The sequence below is a fragment of the Micromonospora lupini str. Lupac 08 genome (assembly GCF_000297395.2).
Classification (GTDB): domain Bacteria; phylum Actinomycetota; class Actinomycetes; order Mycobacteriales; family Micromonosporaceae; genus Micromonospora; species Micromonospora lupini.
In genome coordinates this window covers 2,734,363-2,752,216 of sequence record NZ_HF570108.1, presented here as the reverse complement: position 1 = coordinate 2,752,216, position 17,854 = coordinate 2,734,363, and the positions used below count along the sequence as shown (strand labels likewise).

The 17,854-nt window shown below is 69.7% G+C and carries 17 protein-coding genes and 1 tRNA gene; 5 read left to right on the top strand and 13 right to left on the bottom strand.

The window, feature by feature from the left end; genetic code table 11:
* The first annotated feature begins 90 nt into the window (after positions 1-90).
* The 4 genes from MILUP08_RS13770 to MILUP08_RS13755 all read left to right on the top strand — a co-directional run bounded on the left by MILUP08_RS13770 (position 91) and on the right by MILUP08_RS13755 (position 3,439).
* Positions 91-1,077 carry a tyrosine-type recombinase/integrase gene (locus MILUP08_RS13770; protein WP_237747063.1) on the top strand — a complete coding sequence of 329 codons (987 nt, stop codon included), beginning with the start codon at positions 91-93 and terminating at the stop codon, positions 1,075-1,077.
* A gap of 492 nt (positions 1,078-1,569) precedes the next feature.
* The gene (locus MILUP08_RS35880; RefSeq protein WP_167626041.1) at positions 1,570-2,301 is read left to right on the top strand and encodes a DUF7003 family protein; all 732 of its coding nucleotides are present in this window, start codon (positions 1,570-1,572) and stop codon (positions 2,299-2,301) included.
* Between the two features lie 65 nt (positions 2,302-2,366).
* Positions 2,367-2,729: a hypothetical protein gene (locus MILUP08_RS13760; protein ID WP_007458536.1), complete on the top strand. Its 363-nt coding sequence runs from the start codon at positions 2,367-2,369 to the stop codon at positions 2,727-2,729.
* Between the two features lie 194 nt (positions 2,730-2,923).
* Positions 2,924-3,439, top strand: a complete 516-nt coding sequence (locus MILUP08_RS13755; protein WP_007458534.1) for a hypothetical protein — start codon at positions 2,924-2,926, stop codon at positions 3,437-3,439.
* Between the two features lie 104 nt (positions 3,440-3,543).
* Here the strand turns inward: MILUP08_RS13755 and MILUP08_RS13750 are convergent, their stop codons facing one another.
* The 11 genes from MILUP08_RS13750 to ald form a co-directional block, all read right to left on the bottom strand.
* Positions 3,544-4,518: a lysylphosphatidylglycerol synthase transmembrane domain-containing protein gene (locus tag MILUP08_RS13750; RefSeq protein WP_237747062.1), complete on the bottom strand. Its 975-nt coding sequence runs from the start codon at positions 4,516-4,518 to the stop codon at positions 3,544-3,546.
* 474 nt (positions 4,519-4,992) lie between these two features.
* Positions 4,993-5,949 (bottom strand): tyrosine-type recombinase/integrase, encoded by a 957-nt coding sequence (locus MILUP08_RS13745; RefSeq protein WP_007458532.1) that lies wholly within the window; start codon positions 5,947-5,949, stop codon positions 4,993-4,995.
* 116 nt (positions 5,950-6,065) lie between these two features.
* Positions 6,066-6,139, bottom strand: a tRNA-Pro gene (locus MILUP08_RS13740).
* A gap of 190 nt (positions 6,140-6,329) precedes the next feature.
* Positions 6,330-7,733 carry a ribosome biogenesis GTPase Der gene (der, locus tag MILUP08_RS13735; RefSeq protein ID WP_007458531.1) on the bottom strand — a complete coding sequence of 468 codons (1,404 nt, stop codon included), beginning with the start codon at positions 7,731-7,733 and terminating at the stop codon, positions 6,330-6,332.
* Between the two features lie 49 nt (positions 7,734-7,782).
* Entirely contained in the window at positions 7,783-8,463 is a 681-nt protein-coding gene (gene cmk / locus MILUP08_RS13730) for a (d)CMP kinase (RefSeq protein ID WP_007458530.1), read from the bottom strand.
* Positions 8,464-8,658: 195 nt separating this feature from the next.
* The gene (locus MILUP08_RS13725) at positions 8,659-9,429 is read right to left on the bottom strand and encodes a pseudouridine synthase (protein WP_007458529.1); all 771 of its coding nucleotides are present in this window, start codon (positions 9,427-9,429) and stop codon (positions 8,659-8,661) included.
* Positions 9,416-10,282, bottom strand: coding sequence for an SMC-Scp complex subunit ScpB (scpB, locus tag MILUP08_RS13720; RefSeq protein WP_007458528.1), 867 nt, complete (start codon positions 10,280-10,282; stop codon positions 9,416-9,418). The genes MILUP08_RS13725 and scpB overlap by 14 nt, the downstream gene beginning before the upstream one ends.
* Entirely contained in the window at positions 10,275-11,285 is a 1,011-nt protein-coding gene (locus MILUP08_RS13715; RefSeq protein WP_083915993.1) for a segregation and condensation protein A, read from the bottom strand. The genes scpB and MILUP08_RS13715 overlap by 8 nt, the downstream gene beginning before the upstream one ends.
* 41 nt (positions 11,286-11,326) lie before the next feature.
* Entirely contained in the window at positions 11,327-12,250 is a 924-nt protein-coding gene (locus MILUP08_RS13710; RefSeq protein WP_007458526.1) for a ParA family protein, read from the bottom strand.
* Positions 12,251-12,431: 181 nt separating this feature from the next.
* The gene (locus tag MILUP08_RS13705; RefSeq protein ID WP_051065946.1) at positions 12,432-13,424 is read right to left on the bottom strand and encodes a site-specific tyrosine recombinase XerD; all 993 of its coding nucleotides are present in this window, start codon (positions 13,422-13,424) and stop codon (positions 12,432-12,434) included.
* A gap of 14 nt (positions 13,425-13,438) precedes the next feature.
* The gene (gene ald / locus MILUP08_RS13700) at positions 13,439-14,554 is read right to left on the bottom strand and encodes an alanine dehydrogenase (protein ID WP_007458523.1); all 1,116 of its coding nucleotides are present in this window, start codon (positions 14,552-14,554) and stop codon (positions 13,439-13,441) included.
* Between the two features lie 346 nt (positions 14,555-14,900).
* On the opposite strand from ald, the gene MILUP08_RS13695 reads away from it, so the two are divergent.
* Entirely contained in the window at positions 14,901-15,158 is a 258-nt protein-coding gene (locus MILUP08_RS13695; RefSeq protein ID WP_007458521.1) for a TM2 domain-containing protein, read from the top strand.
* Positions 15,159-15,249: 91 nt separating this feature from the next.
* Here MILUP08_RS13695 and MILUP08_RS13690 read toward each other — a convergent pair whose 3' ends face one another.
* Both MILUP08_RS13690 and MILUP08_RS13685 read right to left on the bottom strand, forming a co-directional pair.
* The gene (locus tag MILUP08_RS13690) at positions 15,250-15,888 is read right to left on the bottom strand and encodes an NUDIX domain-containing protein (protein ID WP_007458513.1); all 639 of its coding nucleotides are present in this window, start codon (positions 15,886-15,888) and stop codon (positions 15,250-15,252) included.
* A 76-nt stretch (positions 15,889-15,964) separates the two neighbouring features.
* A complete protein-coding gene (locus MILUP08_RS13685) occupies positions 15,965-17,716 on the bottom strand; it encodes a CTP synthase (protein ID WP_007458511.1) in 1,752 nt (583 codons plus the stop codon).
* Positions 17,717-17,854 lie beyond the last annotated feature (138 nt).

Below are 17,854 nucleotides of genomic sequence, written 5' to 3'. Positions count from 1 at the left end.
CGGCCACACCGCAGCCGCGCACGCACCAGCGGATCGGTGGCTCCACCACCGCGACGGGCCCATCGGCACCCTGCGGCCGGTCCTCGACGAATGCTCGACCTGGAGCGTCACCCCATGCCAATAGACGCAGGAAAGATGCTCGCTGGCCTGCCCTCTCCTTGGCGCGGTTTCCTGGAGGACTGGCATCGGTCACTACGGTCCGGGAACTATCCGGAGACGACCCGCTACAACTATCTGCTCGCCGCGGCACAACTGGCCCGCTACCTGCAGGATCGTGTGGCATCGGCACCTGACACGTCTGAGGCAGCACACGATCCCACTGCCGTGGCCCGGGCACATGTGGAGGAGTTCCAGGCGTGGATGGTGGAGACACGCTCACCCGCAACCGCCCTGAACAAGCACAAAGCTCTGCAGCAGTTCTTCAAATGGCTCGCGTTGGACGAAGAGGAGATCGATCGATCGCCGATGGAGCGCGTTCGGCAGCCCAAGACGCCGCAGAAGCTGATCCCGATCATGCGGGACGACGACACGCGACGCATTCTGGATACGTGTCGGGGCAGGGCGTTCGTCGACCGTCGAGACGAGGCGATCATCCGCCTGCTGTACAACACGGGTGCCCGGCTGTCCGAGGTCGCCAGCCTTCATGTTGACGATGTCAGCCTCGCCGACACGGACACTGTCCGCTACCACGGCAAGGGCGCCAAGGACCGCCGGGTACGGCTGGGACCCAAGACAGCGCGGGCCATGAGCCGCTACCTCCGAGCGCGGTCCCAGCACAAAGGATCACTCCTTGCCGAGCTCTGGCTTGCAGACCGAGGCACACGGGCACTTGCCGCCAACGGCATCAAGCTCATGCTCAAACGTCGCGGCCGCCGCGCCGGCGTAGCGAACGTCCACGCCCACCGCTGGCGGCACAACTTCGCCCACGAGTGGAAGCGCGCCGGCGGCGACACGGGCGACCTGATGCTGCTGCTCGGCTGGACCTCAGACGACATGCCCCGGCACTACGGGGCCAGCGCAGCAGCCGAACGCGCCCAGGAGAGCCAATCCCGTGTCGGGATCGGTGAGCGTGTCTGAACCCGAAGAACCGACAGCCGGGTCGACGGGGCTGACCCCGGAGCAGCGCCGACGCCGGGCACGCATAGCCGCCCACGCATCCTGGGCCAGAACGACCGACCGTCGCGCCCGGACGGCAGCAGGCACGCAGGGTTTCCTCGAACGCTTCGAGCGACAGGTCGACCCCGACGGCCTGCTCGATCCAGATGTACGCGCGGAAATGGCACGACACGCCAGGAAGGCGTACATGTTGCAGCTCGCGGAACTGTCCCGCAAGTCCCGCCGTCGGCGTACAGATCCGAGTGCATAGGCAGGTACGCCGTGACGTACAAGAATCGGCGTGACAAGGGCTCCCCGGACGGCTGTCCACGGGCCCCGTCGCAGCGCGAGCGGCGGTGTCGTCCGGTCAGGCTGAGTCGAGGCACCGCGGACGGACGCGAGCGAGAATCGACATGAGGCATGCATTTAATCGAGGGTCAACGACGTGACATGCCGGGCCTTATCATCCGAAGCATGGTGCGGGTTGAGGCTGTCGTCGACGTGTTCGACCGAGCTGCCGAGCAGCTGCGGTTTCCCGAGCCGGAACACCCCCACAGCTACCTGATAGCGGCTCGGCTACATGCCTTCAGCGACGCCGAGCGCTGGGCGCGGGTCATCGACACCGTCGGTTGCAACCCGCGCGCTGCCAACGTCGTTGACGTGCTGCATGCTCTCGGCAACTGCCTCACTGGCACGAACAAGACCTGGAACAGGCACTTCGTCAACCGAATCGACAATTTCGCCGACCTGTTCGAAGACGATCCGGGGGCGGCCGTGTACCGGCAGGTGCCGTTGGTCATTCGAGGGCAGGCCGTGCCGGTAGCCGCCGCTGCGACGATCTCTCCGGAAGACCTCTTCAGACTCCTCGCTCCCCAGCATCGCGATCTTCTGCTGGCCGAGAATACCGAGGTACGTCAGCTCGTGCCGGCGGACCTACCGCAGGTGCTGCGCCTGGACGACTGGCACCACACCGCTCTACGGGTCCGGCCACCGAGCCCTGAGCGCGATCGGCAACGACAGATTCACAAGATGCTCACGCGCCACGCATCGCCGCAGGCATGGGTGCCATTCGAGGTCCGCCCGAGCGACATCGAGACCTACCAACAGATCGGCGAGGTGATGGCCACCGCCGACCCCTCGCACTACCGGCCGGTTCTTCCAGGAAACACGCACTGTAGCAATTGGCCAATGTCAGGAGCGCTGTGACGGCACGCCAAGATCCGGAGCGCGCGGATCGCGGCTACCGGATGCGGTACCTAGAGTAGGACGACATGGGGATGTACGTGTCGGCCCGCGGCTGGCTGGAGATCGATTTCAAACAGCGGAACACTGCTGAAGAGATCGTCCGACGGCACCATCACGATCCCTACTCCGACGGCTGGGCCTTCCCGGCAGTGCCGTTCAACTGGACGCTGTACCTCTTCTACGGCGGTGACATCCGCGAAGCAGAGCTACCTTGGTTCCGCCAAAAGATTAGCGAGCTGGCCGCGATGCCGCCGGTCGACGATGACGGTGATCGCCCTGTCGGCTTGTTCCTGATCTCCGACGAACGCGGCGGGGCCGCCATGTGGCAGGTCCGTGATGGGTCCACGCACGAACGGCCGGCGACAGCCCTGTCGTGGCTCGGTGAGTAGCCCACCGTCGGCAAGACCCCCATCCGCAGCGTGCGCTGACATCGGCAGTTCCAAATACTGAGCAACGGTGAAGAGGGACTACGGTGCGTGTGGCACGCCGCCTACCCCCGCACACGATCAGCGGCAGATTCGGATGCTGCCCGACTCACCCGGAGCGCCTTCGTGCTCCGTGCCGATCTTGGTAGCGTTCAGCCGTGACTGATGATCGTGAGCTCGTTCGCTGTTTTGAGCCCTATGCCGATCATCTGGCCTTCGTCATCTCGGACGCGGAGGCGACCGAGGACGTCTTTGACGGGGACACCTGGGACTCGGCCGATGACACCTGGCGCATCGCTGTAGAGCGTCACTGCATCGTGGTGGGAACGGCCCGCTACGACTACGTACCGGTGACGGTGGCGCTCTTGAACACGCCTCCCGAGGTTGAATCTCTCGACGCCTTCGACCATGTCGTAGAAGCAGACATTCTGTTGCCCTCAGGGAAGATGGCAGTGACAGGTGCCACGGAGCTTCCGAACGAGGTTGAACCTGTGCCGCTGCCGGCAGGTCGATACAGGGTTCGGGTGGTCTACGCGCAGACGGACCGTCGGCCGGTTAGGTGCAATCTGGAAGGTGTCGGGGACCATCTGGAGTACCAACTCACGATGTGGCCGACCGACGCAGACCTCGGCGTGCACGTCTTGAAGCAAGGCCCATCGCCTTGGGCGTATTGACGAGCATGTACGAAAGGCGCGGCACCCGGTAGCGATCGATCGCGGCAGATCCGGATGCGGCACGGCACGGCACGGGACGTGGAGCCTTACGAGTTCGTGAGTGGTCAGGGCCGGATATCGGGGCCGTGACGTAGCGTTAACGCGGCGATGCCGCCTACCGGGATGATCAGCCAGCAGGAAAGCAGCCGGTAGAGCAGGACAGCGGCGGCGGCGGTGATGCCGCCGACGCCTGCGGTGGTGAGCGCGCCAAGTAAGGCAAACTCGACGACGCCGACACCCCCAGGTGTGAGGGGCACCTGGCGAACGATCTGTACACTGAGGTAGATACTGGTTAATGTCATCGTGCCGATCGGTAGGTCCAGTGCGCGGGCCACGGCGATTAGACATGTCAGGTCTGCCAGCCATTTGACGACGGCGTATGCGAGCGCCGTCGCCCAGTCACGGACCTTGAGTTCAGTACCCGCCTTCCATGCGTCCAGGGCCGAGTCCAGCCCGATCCACAGCCGTTGCCTTACGCCGCTGCCTGCGCCAAAGCGGCGCAGGGACAACCGACGGGCATACCGACGTCCAATCATGACGGTCGCGGTGGTCAGCGCGGCCAGTCCGGCAACGACGGCCAAGGGCTGCCAGTTCTGCAGCGTCGTCGCACTGCCGACGACGATCGCAATACCGCCGCCGGCGTACAGCAAGGCGAGTCCGCCGATGGAAGCGAGCCCGGACACGACCACGCAGGCTGCAGCCACCTCACGCGTGGCGCCGGCACGCTGGTACTTGCTGATGGTGAACGCGGTGGCGACAGCGGGACCCGCAGGCATGCTGATAGAGATCGCGGTACCGGCCAGAACGATCGCGAATGCGTGACCGCGTCGCAGATGCGCTCCAAGGCTGTGGAGCAGACGCCGCTGTTGGAACGCGAAGGCGCCGACTGAAACGGACTGCAGCGACGCGGCGAGCAGGAGCCAGCCGTAGTCGGCGTCGCCGAGGGCGGCTAGGACCTCCCTAGGAGCCGGGAGGCCACCACGCATTCCGATAGCGGCGAAGCCGACTGCGACAGCCAGAGCGACGAGCAGACGCTTCAACCATCTGCGCGAGGTCGTGGACGTCGGACTAGGGCCGCTGGATGTCGTTGCCAGTGCCGTAGTCGGAGCACCGGCAATGACGGCGCGCAACGCTCTCGACTGCGTCGGAGGTTGCGGCAGGGGGGCGGGCACCTGTCGATCCTCGCAAACGACCCAGCTCCCGCATCTTTCGCCGTACCCAACGCCGCGCGCTCATCGACAGATCCGAACGCTGAGCCACGCATCGCTGGCTGGCCACCCGCTACGCAACGTCACCATCGGAACTTCGACCGTTCCTATGACGTGGCGAATGTCGATCAGCGGATCAGCGGAAGCCGACCAATCCGATGCAGCTCCCTACGACAAGTCGTAGGAGCTGCATCGGAGCCAGCACGCCGAGCCCAGCGCCGACTCGACTCAGGCCCGCCGATCGACGACGCGGGCAACGCGGTCGGCCAAGCCGGTACTCAGGTCGGCCGACCGTGTTGCCCGCGTCTACACCCCTTCCCCGATGCCCAGTTGCACCTGGATCTCCTGGGCGCGTTCGGCCGCCGCGCTGGCGCCGTAGTGCCGGGGCATGTCCTCGGAGGTCCAGCCCAGCAGCAGCATCAGGTCGCCGGTATTACCGCCAGCACGCTTCCACTCGTGGGCGAAGTTGTGCCGCCAGCGGTGGGCGTGCACGTTCGCCACGCCCGCGGCGAGACCCAGCCGCTTCAGGCGAATCTTGATGCCGTTGGCGGCCAACCTCCGGCCGCCACGGTCGGCGAGCCACAGATCCGGCAATTCCGAGCCCTTGTGCTTGCCGCGCGCGCGGAGGTAGCGGCTGATGGCCCGGGCAGTCTTCGGCCCGAACCGCACCCGGCGGTCCTTGGCGCCCTTGCCGTGGTAGTGCACCGACTCCGTGTTCAGGTCGACGTCATCGAGCAGCAGGTTGCCGACCTCCGACAGCCGCGCTCCCGTGTTGTAGTACAGGCGAATGATCGCCTCGTCCCGCAGCTGCGGAAACGTCTTTCCCTTGCAGGCGTCGAGGAGCTTCTTCGTGTCCTCGTCCCGGATGATCGGGATCAGCTTCTGGGGCGTCTTGGGCTGTCGGACCCGATCCATTGGGGACCGGTCGATGTCCTCCTCAGCCAGCAACCACTTGAAGAACTGCTGCAGACCCTTGTGCTTGTTCAACGCGGTCGACGCCGACCGGGTTTCGATCATCCACGCCTGAAACGCCTCCGCATGCCCCCGGGTCACCTCGGTGGGGTCCTCCGCGGCGTCGACGGCATCAGGGTCGGGAGAGTGCTCGGCCAGGTACCGGGCCAGTTGCGCCGCGGCGAGGAGGTAGTTGTACCGCGTCGTCTCCGGGTAGTTGCCCGCCCGCAGCGTCCGGTCCCAGTCGCGCAGGTAGCCCGCCCAGGTCGAGGACAGGTCGGTCGTGAGCTTGGTGAGGTCCAGTAGAGCCATGTCGGTCACCCGTCGAGTCAAGGGGTCGATAAGCGGCGTGCTCGACCTCGACGAACCACCATGAACACGAAAAAGAGGGTTTCCACAGGCTCTGACCTGTGGAAACCCTCTCGCTGTCGGGACGGCCGGATTCGAACCGACGACCCCTTGACCCCCAGTCAAGTGCGCTACCAAGCTGCGCCACGTCCCGCCCCCGCGCGGTTTCCCCCGCGACAGCCGCTAAAGCTTAGCGCAGCACCCGCCGGCCGTCCGCACAGGCCCCACCCGCGTCGTGCGAGCCGCGAACCACCGCACATCCCCTAGAGCGTCCTAGGAGGGTGGGGTGAAGAAATGCCGGACGGGCGCAACGGCCCATCCGGCATGTCCACGAGCAGAACAGGTCAGCCGTGCGCCTTGCCACGGCCGCCGGGGCCGAGCTTCTTGCGGGGGCGTACGGAGATCTCGATGGGGCTGCCCTCGTACCCGAACTCCTCGCGGAGCTTGCGCTCGACGAAGCGCTGGTAGCCGGCGTCCAGCGGGCCGGTGGTGAAGAGCACGAACCGCGGCGGCGCCACCCCTGCCTGGGTGGCGAACAGGATGCGCGGCGCGCGCCCACCGCGCACCGGGTGCGGGGTAGCCTGCACCAGCGCGGTCAGCCACTGGTTGAGGTGCGCGGTCGGCACCCGGGTCTCCCAGCTGGCGAGGGCCTTGTTCAGGGCCGGGGCCAGCTTGTCCACCGCGCGGCCGGTCATCGCCGACAGGTTCAGCCGGATCGCCCAGGGGATGCGGCGCAGTTCCCGGTCGATCTCCTTGTCCAGGTAGTACCGGCGGTCGGCGTCGACCAGGTCCCACTTGTTGAACGCGATGACGAGCGCACGGCCCGCCTCGGTCACCATCGTCAGGATCCGCTGGTCCTGCTCGCTGATCGGCTCGCTGGCGTCCAGCAGCACCACGGCCACCTCGGCGGCCTCGATCGCGCCGGCGGTGCGCAGGCTGGCGTAGTACTCGGTGCCGCTGGCCTTGCCGACCCGCTTGCGCAGGCCGGCCGTGTCGACGAGCTGCCAGGTCTGGCCGCCGATGTCGACGAGGCTGTCGACCGGGTCCACAGTGGTGCCGGCGACCGAGTCGACGACTGCCCGCTCCTCGCCGGAGAACCGGTTGAGGAGGCTGGACTTGCCCACGTTCGGCCGACCGACAAGCGCCACCCGACGCGGCCCGCGCGGCCGGTTCTCCACGATCGCCGGGGCTTCCGGCAGCGCGGCGAGGATGGCGTCCAGCAGGTCACCGGAGCCGCGTCCGTGCAGCGCGGACACCGGGAACGGCTCACCGAGGCCGAGCGACCACAGCGAGGTGGCCTCCATCTCGATGGCGGTGTTGTCGGCCTTGTTCGCCACCAGAATCACCGGCTTGGCGCTGCGCCGCAGCATCTTCACCGCGGCCTCGTCCACGTCGGTGGAGCCCACCATCGAATCGACCACGAAGAGGACCACGTCGGCGGTGACCACCGCCGTCTCGGCCTGCGCCGCGATGGCCGCGGCCCGGTCCTTCGCGTCCGGTTCCCAACCGCCGGTGTCCACCACGGTGAACGACCGGCCGTTCCACTGCGCGTCGTACGGCACCCGGTCCCGGGTCACACCGGGGACGTCCTCGACGACCGCCTGTCGACGGCCGATGATCCGGTTGACCAGGGTGGACTTGCCCACGTTGGGACGGCCCACCACGGCCACCACCGGCTGCGGGCCGGTCGGCTCCTCAAGGATGACGTCGGGCTCGCGCAGCTCGACCCATCCCGCCCCCTCGCTCATGCCACTCCTCCGCTTCGCTCCGGACTGTCATGAGACACGACCGCGCTACTCATGCCACTCCCCGCTCGGTGAGCAGGTCACGCAGCCGGGCGACGACCTCGTCGATGCCCAGCTCGGTGGTGTCCAGCACGACGGCATCCGGCGCCTGGGCCAGCGGGTTGACCTTGCGGGTCGAGTCGAGTCGGTCGCGGCGGGCCAGGTCGGCGGCGGTGGCCGCCACGTCGGCGGCGTCCTCGGCGCTGCGCCGGGCGGCACGGGCCGCCTCGGAGGCGGTGAGGAAGACCTTCAGGTCGGCGTCCGGCGCAACGACCGAGCCGATGTCCCGGCCCTCGACCACCATCCGACCGGCGTTGACGATCATTTCGCGCTGCCGGGCGACCAGCAGCTCACGAACGGCCGGCACGGCGGCGACGGCGGAAACCGCGCCGGTCACCTCCGGACCCCGGATGTCCGCGTCCACGCCCACGCCGTCGACGCTCACGGCGTACCCCTGCGGGTGGGTGCCGATGTGCAGCTTGACCTCGCCGGCGACCTTGGCCACCGACGCGGTGTCGGTGAGGTCCACGCCGGAGCGCAGCACGGCCCACGTGATCGCCCGGTACATCGCCCCGGTGTCCAGGTAGCGCGCACCGATGCCGGCGGCGAGCCGCCGCGACACGGTGGACTTACCCGAACCGGACGGCCCGTCCACAGCGACCACACATCGCTCGGCCCGTACGTTTTCCTCCACCGTGTCCTCCTCAGCCCGTACCTCGCGGATCGCCCGGTGCTCTGGCGCCGCAAGCGGTTTGTCAATCGTCATCAATCATGCCCGGGGTCCGTGGCGGACCCACGCGCGACGCCGCCCGAGGCGACCCACGCCACCTCCGGCGACCGCTTTCCGGCCGTCGCGAGCCTACCGGCAGCCGTACCCCGAACTCGGGGGTCAGTCACCCACCGCGTGGAACAGGGCGGCGACCTCCGCGTTGGTCAGCCGCCGGATCCGCCCCGTGCGCAGTTCACCAAGCCGGATCGGACCGATCGCGGTACGCACCAGCCGGGTGACCGGGTGCCCGACCTCCTCCATCAGCCGCCGGACGATGTGCTTGCGTCCCTCGTGCAGGCTCAGCTCCACCTGGGCGGATTTACCAAGCGTGTCCACCACCTTGAACGAGTCGACCTTGACCGGCCCGTCCTCCAGCTCGACGCCGGCCAGCAGCCGCTTGCTCAGGTTGCGCGGGATCGGCCCGACCACCTCGGCGAGGTAGGTCTTGAGCACCTCGTACGAGGGGTGCATGAGCTTGTGCGCGAGGGTGCCGTCGTTGGTGAGCAGCAGCAGGCCCTCGCTGTCCGCGTCGAGCCGCCCGACGTGGTAGACCCGCTGCTCCACCCGGTTGCCGATGAACTCGGCCAGCTCGTTGCGGCCCTTGTCGTCCGCCATGGAGGTGACCACGCCGCGCGGCTTGTTCATCGCCACGTAGACCAGTCGGATGTCGACCTGGAGGCGCTCCCCGTCCACGTGGATCACCGAGGTGGCCGGATCGACCTTGTCGCCGAGCTTGGCGACCCGCCCGTCCACGGTGACCCGGCGGCGGAAGATCAGGTCCTCGCAGGCACGCCGGGAGCCGACGCCTGCGGCGGCGAGCACCTTCTGCAGGCGCTCCGCCCCCTCGAAGACAGGGGCGTCGGGTTTGGGGGAACGGTTATCGGGTCGCATCAGCAAGCTCTTCTACGTCGTCGGGCAGGAAGGGTGCGAGGGGTGGCAGCTCGTCGACGGTGTTCAGCCCGAGCTTCTCCAGGAACAGCGTGGTCGTCTTGTACAGGAACGCCCCGCTGTCCGGTTCGGCGCCGCACTCCTCGACGAGGCCGCGGGTGACAAGCGTACGGATGACGCCGTCGCAGTTGACACCCCGGATGGCCGAGATCCGCGACCGGGTCACCGGCTGCTTGTACGCGACCACGGCCAGAGTCTCCAACGCCGCCTGGGTCAGCCGCACGGACTGCCCGTCCAGGACGAACCGCTCGACGTACGTAGCGTATTCCGGCCGGGTGTACAACCGCCAACCGCCCGCCGCCCGGCGCAGTTCGAACCCGTGCCCGGCGGCCGTGTAGCCGGCGGCGATCTCGTCGAGCATCGGCCCGATCCGCTCGGCCGGCTGCTCCAGCACCTGGGCCAGGACCAACTCGCTCACCGGTTCGTCCACCACCAGCAGGATCGCCTCCAGCGCGCCGCGCAACTCGGCGTCGGGCAGGTCGGGCGCGGGCTCCGGCGCGGCCGTCACCCGCCGCCGCCCAACCGCCCGAGAGGGTACGTCCGCGGCCCCGCTCGCCCCCACGCCCGGTTCGGCGGAGATCTTGGACGATTTCGGCCCCTGGAGGGGCAGTTTGCTACCAAGATCTCCCGCGGTGGCGGGCGGGACCGTTGCCGGCTCGGGCTCGGGTGCGAGCGCCTCGGCGGAATTGGCGGGATCGGGTGCTTCCGCCGGGGCGGGTGGGCGAGGGCGCTCCCACGGGGGGACCCAGGCGGCGGCCTGGTCGGCCAGCGAGTCCCGGCGTTCCTCGTCACTCATTCCGCTCTCCCTCCGTCATTCCCGTCACGTCCGGTCCCCCGGCCTGGACCGCCGGCTCCGGTCCGGCCTCCGCCGACGCCGGCCCGGCCGACTCCGACACCTGCTCGGGGTCGGCGGGGGTGCCGGCGTACTCGTCGACGTGCAGGTCGGTCTCGCCGTCGACCGGGCCGGTCCAGCGCACGGTCAGCTCCTCCAGGGCCTGCTCCTGCACGAAGGCCACCAGACCCTCCCGGTACAGCTCCAGCAGCGCCAGGAACCGCGCCACCACCTCCAGGGTGGCCTCGCAGTCCGCGCAGAGCAGCGAGAACGTCGCCGTGCCGGCCCGGCGCAGCCGGGAGGCGAGGATCGCCGCGTGTTCGCGGACGCTGACCCGGACCATGTGCACGTGGGCGATGGACACCTCCGGCACGGGCTTCGGGGTCATCGCCCGCACGGCCAGCTTCAGCAGCCGCTGCGGGCCGATGCCGAGCACCAGGTCGGGCAGCGCCTCGGCGTAGCGGGGCTCCAGGCTGACCGCCCGGGGATACCGGCGACCGCCGACCGCCTCCAGTTCGGCGATGTGGGCGGCCGCCTCCTTGTACGCCTTGTACTGCAGGAGCCGGGCGAAGAGGAGGTCGCGCGCCTCCAGCAGGGCCAGGTCGGCCTCGTCCTCCACCTCGGCGGCGGGCAGCAGCCGGGCCGCCTTCAGGTCGAGCAGGGTCGCGGCGATGAGCAGGAACTCGCTGGCCTCGTCGAGGTCCCAGCTGTCGCCCATGGCGCGGATGTAGGCGATGAACTCGTCGGTGACCGTGTGCAGGGCCACCTCGGTGACGTCGAGCTTGTGCTTGCCGATCAGTTGCAGCAGCAGGTCGAACGGGCCGGTGAAGTTGGCCAGCCGCACCGTGAAGCCGGTGGCAGGCGCGTCGGCAGCGGGGCCGGCCGGCAGGTCGACAGCGGGGTCGGCGGGCGGCACGTCGTCGACCCCTGCCGCGGCCTCGGGCGGGTCGAGGGGTGGCGCGGTCACCGCACGACCGTAGTCCACGACACGGACACCTGGCGTTCCGGCTACCGCTCCGACTGGGCGGCGATCACCTCGCGGGCCAGCTGACGGTAGTTGCGCGCCCCGGAGGACGCCGGGTCCATCGTCGTGATCGGCGCACCGGCCACGGTAGACTCGGGGAACTTCACCGTCTTGGTGATGACCGTCTGGTAGACCTTGTCGCCGAACGCCTCGACCACCCGCTGGAGCACCTGCCGGCAGTGCGTGGTGCGGCTGTCGTACATGGTGGCGAGGATGCCTTCGAGCTCCAGGTCGAAGTTGAGCCGCTCACGCACCTTGTCGATGGTGTCCAGCAGTAGCGCGACGCCGCGCAGGCTGAAGAATTCGCATTCGAGCGGGATGAGCACGCCGTGCGCGACGGTCAGCGCGTTGATCGCCAGCAGACCGAGCGAGGGCTGGCAGTCGATGAGGATGTAGTCGTACTCCTTGCGCACCGAGCGCAGCACCCGGGCCAGGGCCATCTCCCGGGCGACCTCGTTGACGAGCTGGATCTCGGCGGCGGAGAGGTCGATGTTGGCCGGCAGCAGGTGCAGACCCGCGACGTCGGTCTTGATGAGGACGTCCTCGGCCATCACGTCGTCCTGCATGAGCAGGTTGTAGACGGACAGGTCGAGGTTGTGCGGGTTGACCCCCAGGCCCACCGAGAGCGCGCCCTGCGGGTCGAAGTCGACGAGCAGCACCTTGCGGCCGTACTCGGCAAGCGCCGCGCCCAGGTTGATGGTGGTGGTGGTCTTGCCGACGCCACCCTTCTGGTTGGCCATCGCGATGATGCGGGCCGGACCGTGCCGATCGGTGGGCATCGGCTCGGGGATCGGCTTGCGCATGGTGTAGGCAGCCGGGTCCGCCGGACCCAGGTCCGCGCCGAGCGTGGCCTGCTGCTCGCGGAGCTCCGACGTCCAGGTCTCGGCACGGTCACCGTTGCCAGCCATGTCCTCGTTGCCCCCTCCCGACGACCCACCCGGCGTCGGAGCCGTCCGACGTCCTTCGCGGCGCCGCTGCGCACCCCGGTCGTGTCGCCCCAGGAGGTCCGCGCCGATGCCGACTGTACGCCACGGACCAGCAGGGCGTTCGGCACCGGCCCGGCGTGTCGGAGCCGACGACCGCCGGGGTTCAGCCGAGGGCGCGCGGGTGGGCGGTGGCGTACACCTCGCGCAGCCGCTCGACGGTCACGAGTGTGTAGACCTGGGTGGTGGTCACCGAGGCGTGGCCGAGCAGTTCCTGGACGACCCGCACGTCGGCCCCGCCGTCGAGCAGGTGGGTGGCGTACGAGTGGCGCAGGGTGTGCGGGGAGACCGCGGCAGGCCCGTCGACCGGCAGGCCGGCGCGCCCGGCGGCGCGCCGCAGAATGGCCCAGGCGCCCTGCCGGGACAGCGCTCCGCCGCGCGCGTTGAGGAACACCGCGGGGGTGCCCCTGCCGCCGGCGGCCAGCCCGGGGCGGGCCCGGACCAGGTAGGCGCGGACGGCGTCGACGGCGTACCCGCCGATCGGCACCAGCCGCATCCGACCACCCTTGCCGCGCAGCAGCACGGTGCCCTCGTCGGTGTCGAGGTCGTCGATCGCGGCCCCGATCGCCTCGGAGATCCGCGCGCCGGTGCCGTACAGGAACTCCAGCAGCGCCCGGTCGCGCAGCGCGAGGGGCGCGTCCTCGCCGGTCGCGGTGATCGGGCCGGCGGTCTCCAGGAGCCGGACCACGTCGTCGACGCCCAGCGCGCGGGGCAGCCGGCGCGGCGGGGTGGGCGGGCGGACGTCGCGGCTGGGGTCGGCGCCGGCCAGTCCCTCACGCAGCGCGAAGCGGTGCAGGCCGCGGACCGCGCTGGCCGCGCGGGCGGCGGACGACACGGCGAGGGGCGGATGGTCGTCGTCGCCGGCGCGCAGTCGGGCCAGGTGCGACTCGACGACGCCGGCGCCGACCGACGCGAGGTCGGCGACGCCGGCGTCGGCAAGGGTCGTGAGATAGCGGTCGAGATCCCGGCGGTACGAGGCGAGGGTGTTCGCGGACAGGCCGCGCTCGACGGTGAGGTGGTCGAGATAGCCGCGCACGGCGCGACGCAGGGCCGGCGCGGGCTCCGCGCCCACGCCGGCCTGCTGCGCGACCCCGCTCAGACCGCCACCGCTCTTCAGGCCAGGACGTCGGCCAGCGGGAGCACGCTCATGCCGTGCGCCTCGGCGACCGGACCGTAGGTGACCTGGCCCTCGTGGGTGTTCAGGCCCAGGGCGAGGGCCGGGTCGCGGCGCAGCGCCTCGCGCCAGCCGTGGTTGGCCAACTCCAGGGCGTACGGCAGGGTGACGTTCGTCAGCGCGTAGGTGCTGGTGTTCGGCACCGCGCCGGGCATGTTCGCCACGCAGTAGAAGATCGACTCGTGCACCTTGTAGACCGGGTCGGCGTGCGTGGTCGGGCGCGAGTCCTCGAAGCAGCCGCCCTGGTCGATGGCGATGTCGACGAGCACGCTGCCCGGCTTCATCCGGGAGACCAGCTCGTTGGAGATGAGCGTCGGGGCCTTCGCGCCGGGCACCAGCACCGCGCCGATGACCAGGTCGGCGTCGAGCACGGCGCGTTCGACCTCGTACGCGTTCGAGGCGATGGTCTGCAGGTGGCCCCGGTAGATGGCGTCGGCCTGGCGCAGCCGGGCGACGTTCTTGTCCAGCAGCAGCACCTCGGACTGCAGTCCCAGGGCGATGGCGGCGGCGTTCATACCGGAGACGCCGGCGCCGATGACCACGGTCTTCGCCGCGTACACGCCGGAGACGCCGCCGGGCAGCACCCCGCGCCCACCGCCGGTACGCATCATGTAGAAGGCGCCGACCTGCGGGGCGAGCCGGCCGGCCACCTCGGACATCGGGGCGAGCAGCGGCAACGACCGGTCGGGCAGCTCGACGGTCTCGTACGCGATCCCGGTGACCCTGCGGTCGACGAGCGCGTCCGTGCACTCCTTGGAGGCGGCCAGGTGCAGGTAGGTGAAGAGCACCTGCCCCTCGCGCATCCGGTGGTACTCCTCGGCGATCGGCTCCTTGACCTTGAGCACCAGCTCGGCGGTGTCCCACACCTCGTCGGCGGTGGCCAGGATCGTGGCGCCCGCCGCGGCGAACTCCTCGTCGGTGATGCTGGAGCCGACGCCGGCGCCGGACTCGACGAAGACCTGGTGGCCGCTGCGGGTGAACTCGTTGACGCCCGCCGGCGTGATCGCCACGCGGTACTCGTGGTTCTTGACCTCGCGTGGGATTCCGACCTTCACGATGCAGACACCTCTCTTCGGGGCTGAGTTCCCCCGACTGCGCGGTGCCACGACGGCCCCATTGCCGCCGCGGTCCACCGGTTTCCCCCGACTGCTCGGTGCCACGACGGCCCCATTGCCACCGCGGTCCACCGGTCCCGCCGGCGGCAGTCTAGGCGCGCCCGGCCCCGCCGGGAGCCAGCACAGTGGCATCCGGTGCCCGGGTGACCTGACGGAGTGTCAGGGCGCCGAACGGGCCGGCGGTGGGAGGCCACATCAGCCGTCAGGACAGTGTTCGCCCATTATCGTCCCATCTGCCGTGTGGCGGTACGGACAGCGGGCGAGTGGATCACTAGTGTGTCCGCCCATGACCACTCCTCCTTACCAGCCGGGGTACGCCCCGGGTTACTCCGACAAGAGCAAGGTCGTCGCGGGCATCCTCGGCATCCTGCTCGGCACCTTCGGGGCCGGTCGGTTCTACACCGGACACACCAAGATCGCCGTTCTCCAGCTCGTCGTGAGCCTGGTGACGTGCGGCGTCGGCGCGCTCTGGGGCGTCATCGACGGCATCATGATCCTGGTCAACGGCGGCACGGACGCGCAGGGCCGCCCGCTGCGCGACTGATTGACAACGGCGACACGTAGAGGGGCCCCGCGGCTGACCGCGGGGCCCCTCTGGCGCGTACTCCCTCGCCGGTCTGGACCGGCGGCGGCGCTCAGCGCGGCAGCGGCGCGTCCGCCCGGCGCAGCTGGGTGAAACCGGTGTCCCGGGCGCGGGCCGCGGCGAGCAGACCGGCCACCGCGGACGCGTTGGTGATCTCGCCGGCCAGGACCATGTCGACCGCCTCGTCCAGGGCCATCCGGACGATCTGCAGGTCGGCCTCCTCGTCGCGGCGCTCGTGGCGCTCCGCCGCCGGCACGTCGCCCAGGTCCCGGGCCAGGTAGACCCGGACCAACTCGTTGGTGAAACCCGGCGAGCTGTGCAGGTCGACGAGCGCGTCGATCCGACCGGCGGTGAGGTCGGCCTCCTCGGCCAACTCCCGCAACGCAGCGGCCGGCAACTCCTCACCGGAGACGTCCATCAGCCCGGCCGGCAGCTCCCACAGGTGCCGGCCGACCGGGTGCCGGTACTGCCGGATCAGCACCACCTGACCCGCGTCGTCGAGGGCCACCACGGCCACCGCCCCGACGTGCCGGACGAGGTCCCGCCGCGCGGTCCCGCCGCCCGGCATGGTCACCTCCTCGGTGACCACGTCGAAGATCCGACCCCGGTAGCGCTCCTCGCGGGAACGCACCTCGTAGCGGTGCTCGACCGCGCTGGTGTGGCCGCTGGTTCGCTCGCTCCGCTCGCTCACGCCATCGCCTCGCTGCGCTCGACGACGGCGCGACGCGCCCCGCTGCTGAGCCTGCTGGTTCGCTCGCTCCGCTCGCTCACGAGGCCGACGCGGCCTTCGTGGCGGCGCCGTTGCGGGCGGCCTTGCGCGCCGACGGGGCCTCCGACGCGGCCTCCAGGTCGACGGGCAACTGGTCGGCCTGCGAGTACGTCACGGCGGCCTTGACGAACGACGCGAACAGTGGGTGCGGGCGGGTGGGACGGCTCTTCAGCTCCGGGTGCGCCTGCGTGGCCACGAAGAACGGGTGCAGATCCCGGTCCAGCTCGATGAACTCGACAAGCCGGCCGTCCGGAGATGTGCCGGAGATGTGCAGGCCCGCCTTGGTCAGCGCGTCCCGGTAGGCGTTGTTCACCTCGTAGCGGTGCCGGTGCCGCTCGCTGATGTCGGTGCTGCCGTACGCCTCGGCGACGAGCGAGCCCTCGGTCAACGTCGCCGGGTACGCCCCGAGCCGCATGGTGCCGCCCAGGTCGCCCTTGCCGGCGACGATGTCCTCCTGGTCGGCCATCGTGGCGATGACCGGGTGCGCGGCCTGCTCGTCGAACTCCAGCGAGTTGGCGCCGTCCAGGCCGGCCAGGTGCCGGGCCACCTCGATCGTCATGCACTGCAGGCCGAGGCAGAGGCCGAGCAGGGGGATGCCGTTCTCCCGGGCGTACCGGGCCGTGCCGATCTTGCCCTCGATGCCGCGGACCCCGAACCCGCCCGGGATGAGGATGCCGTCCACGCCGGCCAGGGCCGCCGCGGCGCCGGCCGGGGTGACGCACTCGTCGCTGGGCACCCACTTGAGCTGCACCCGCGCCCGGTGACCGAAACCGGCCGCCCGGATCGCCTCGCTGACCGACAGGTACGCGTCCGGCAGGTCGACGTACTTGCCGACCACCGCGACGGTGACCGTGTGCCGGGGACGGTGCACCCGCTCCAGCAGGTCGTCCCAGCTCGCCCAGTCCACGTCCCGGAACGAGAGGTTGAGCCGGCGCACCACGTACGCGTCGAGCCCCTCGCGGTGCAGCACCTTCGGGATGTCGTAGATGCTCGGGGCGTCCGGCGCGGCGACGACCGCCTCGGCGTCGACGTCGCAGTACAGCGACAGCTTCTCCTTGAGCTTCACCGGGATCTCCCGGTCACAGCGCAGCACGATGGCGTCCGGCTGGATGCCGATGTTGCGCAGCTGCGCCACGGAGTGCTGGGTGGGCTTGGTCTTCAGCTCGCCCGACGGCGCCAGGTACGGCACCAGCGACACGTGCAGGTAGAAGCAGTTGTCCCGGCCCAGGTCGTGGCGGACCTGGCGGATCGCCTCCAGGAACGGCAGCGACTCGATGTCGCCGACGGTGCCACCGACCTCGGTGATGACCACGTCGGGCAGGACGCCGTCGTCGTCCGGGTCGGCCATCGCCAGGATCCGTGACTTGATCTCGTTCGTGATGTGCGGGATGACCTGGACGGTGTCACCCAGGTACTCCCCCCGGCGCTCCTTGGCGATCACGTCGGAGTAGATCTGGCCGGTGGTGACGTTCGCCTTGCCGGACAACGCCCGGTCCAGGAAACGCTCGTAGTGCCCGACGTCGAGGTCGGTCTCGGCGCCGTCCTCGGTGACGAAGACCTCGCCGTGCTGGAACGGGTTCATCGTCCCGGGGTCGACGTTGAGGTAGGGGTCGAGCTTCTGCATCACCACGCGCAACCCGCGCGCGGTCAACAGGTTGCCGAGGCTGGAGGCGGTGAGGCCCTTACCCAGCGAGGAGGCGACGCCCCCGGTGACGAAAATGTGCCTGGTCGTCCGTGCTGATGGGGCCAAGGCCTGCTCCCGTGTCGTCTGTCGCGGTCATGCAGACCGCCGTGCTCGATCAGCAAAGTGATCACGCGATCCACGGGATTCCACGGTAACACCTCCACGACGGGTACTCGCAGGCCGCACCCCGGGCGGCACAGCGCC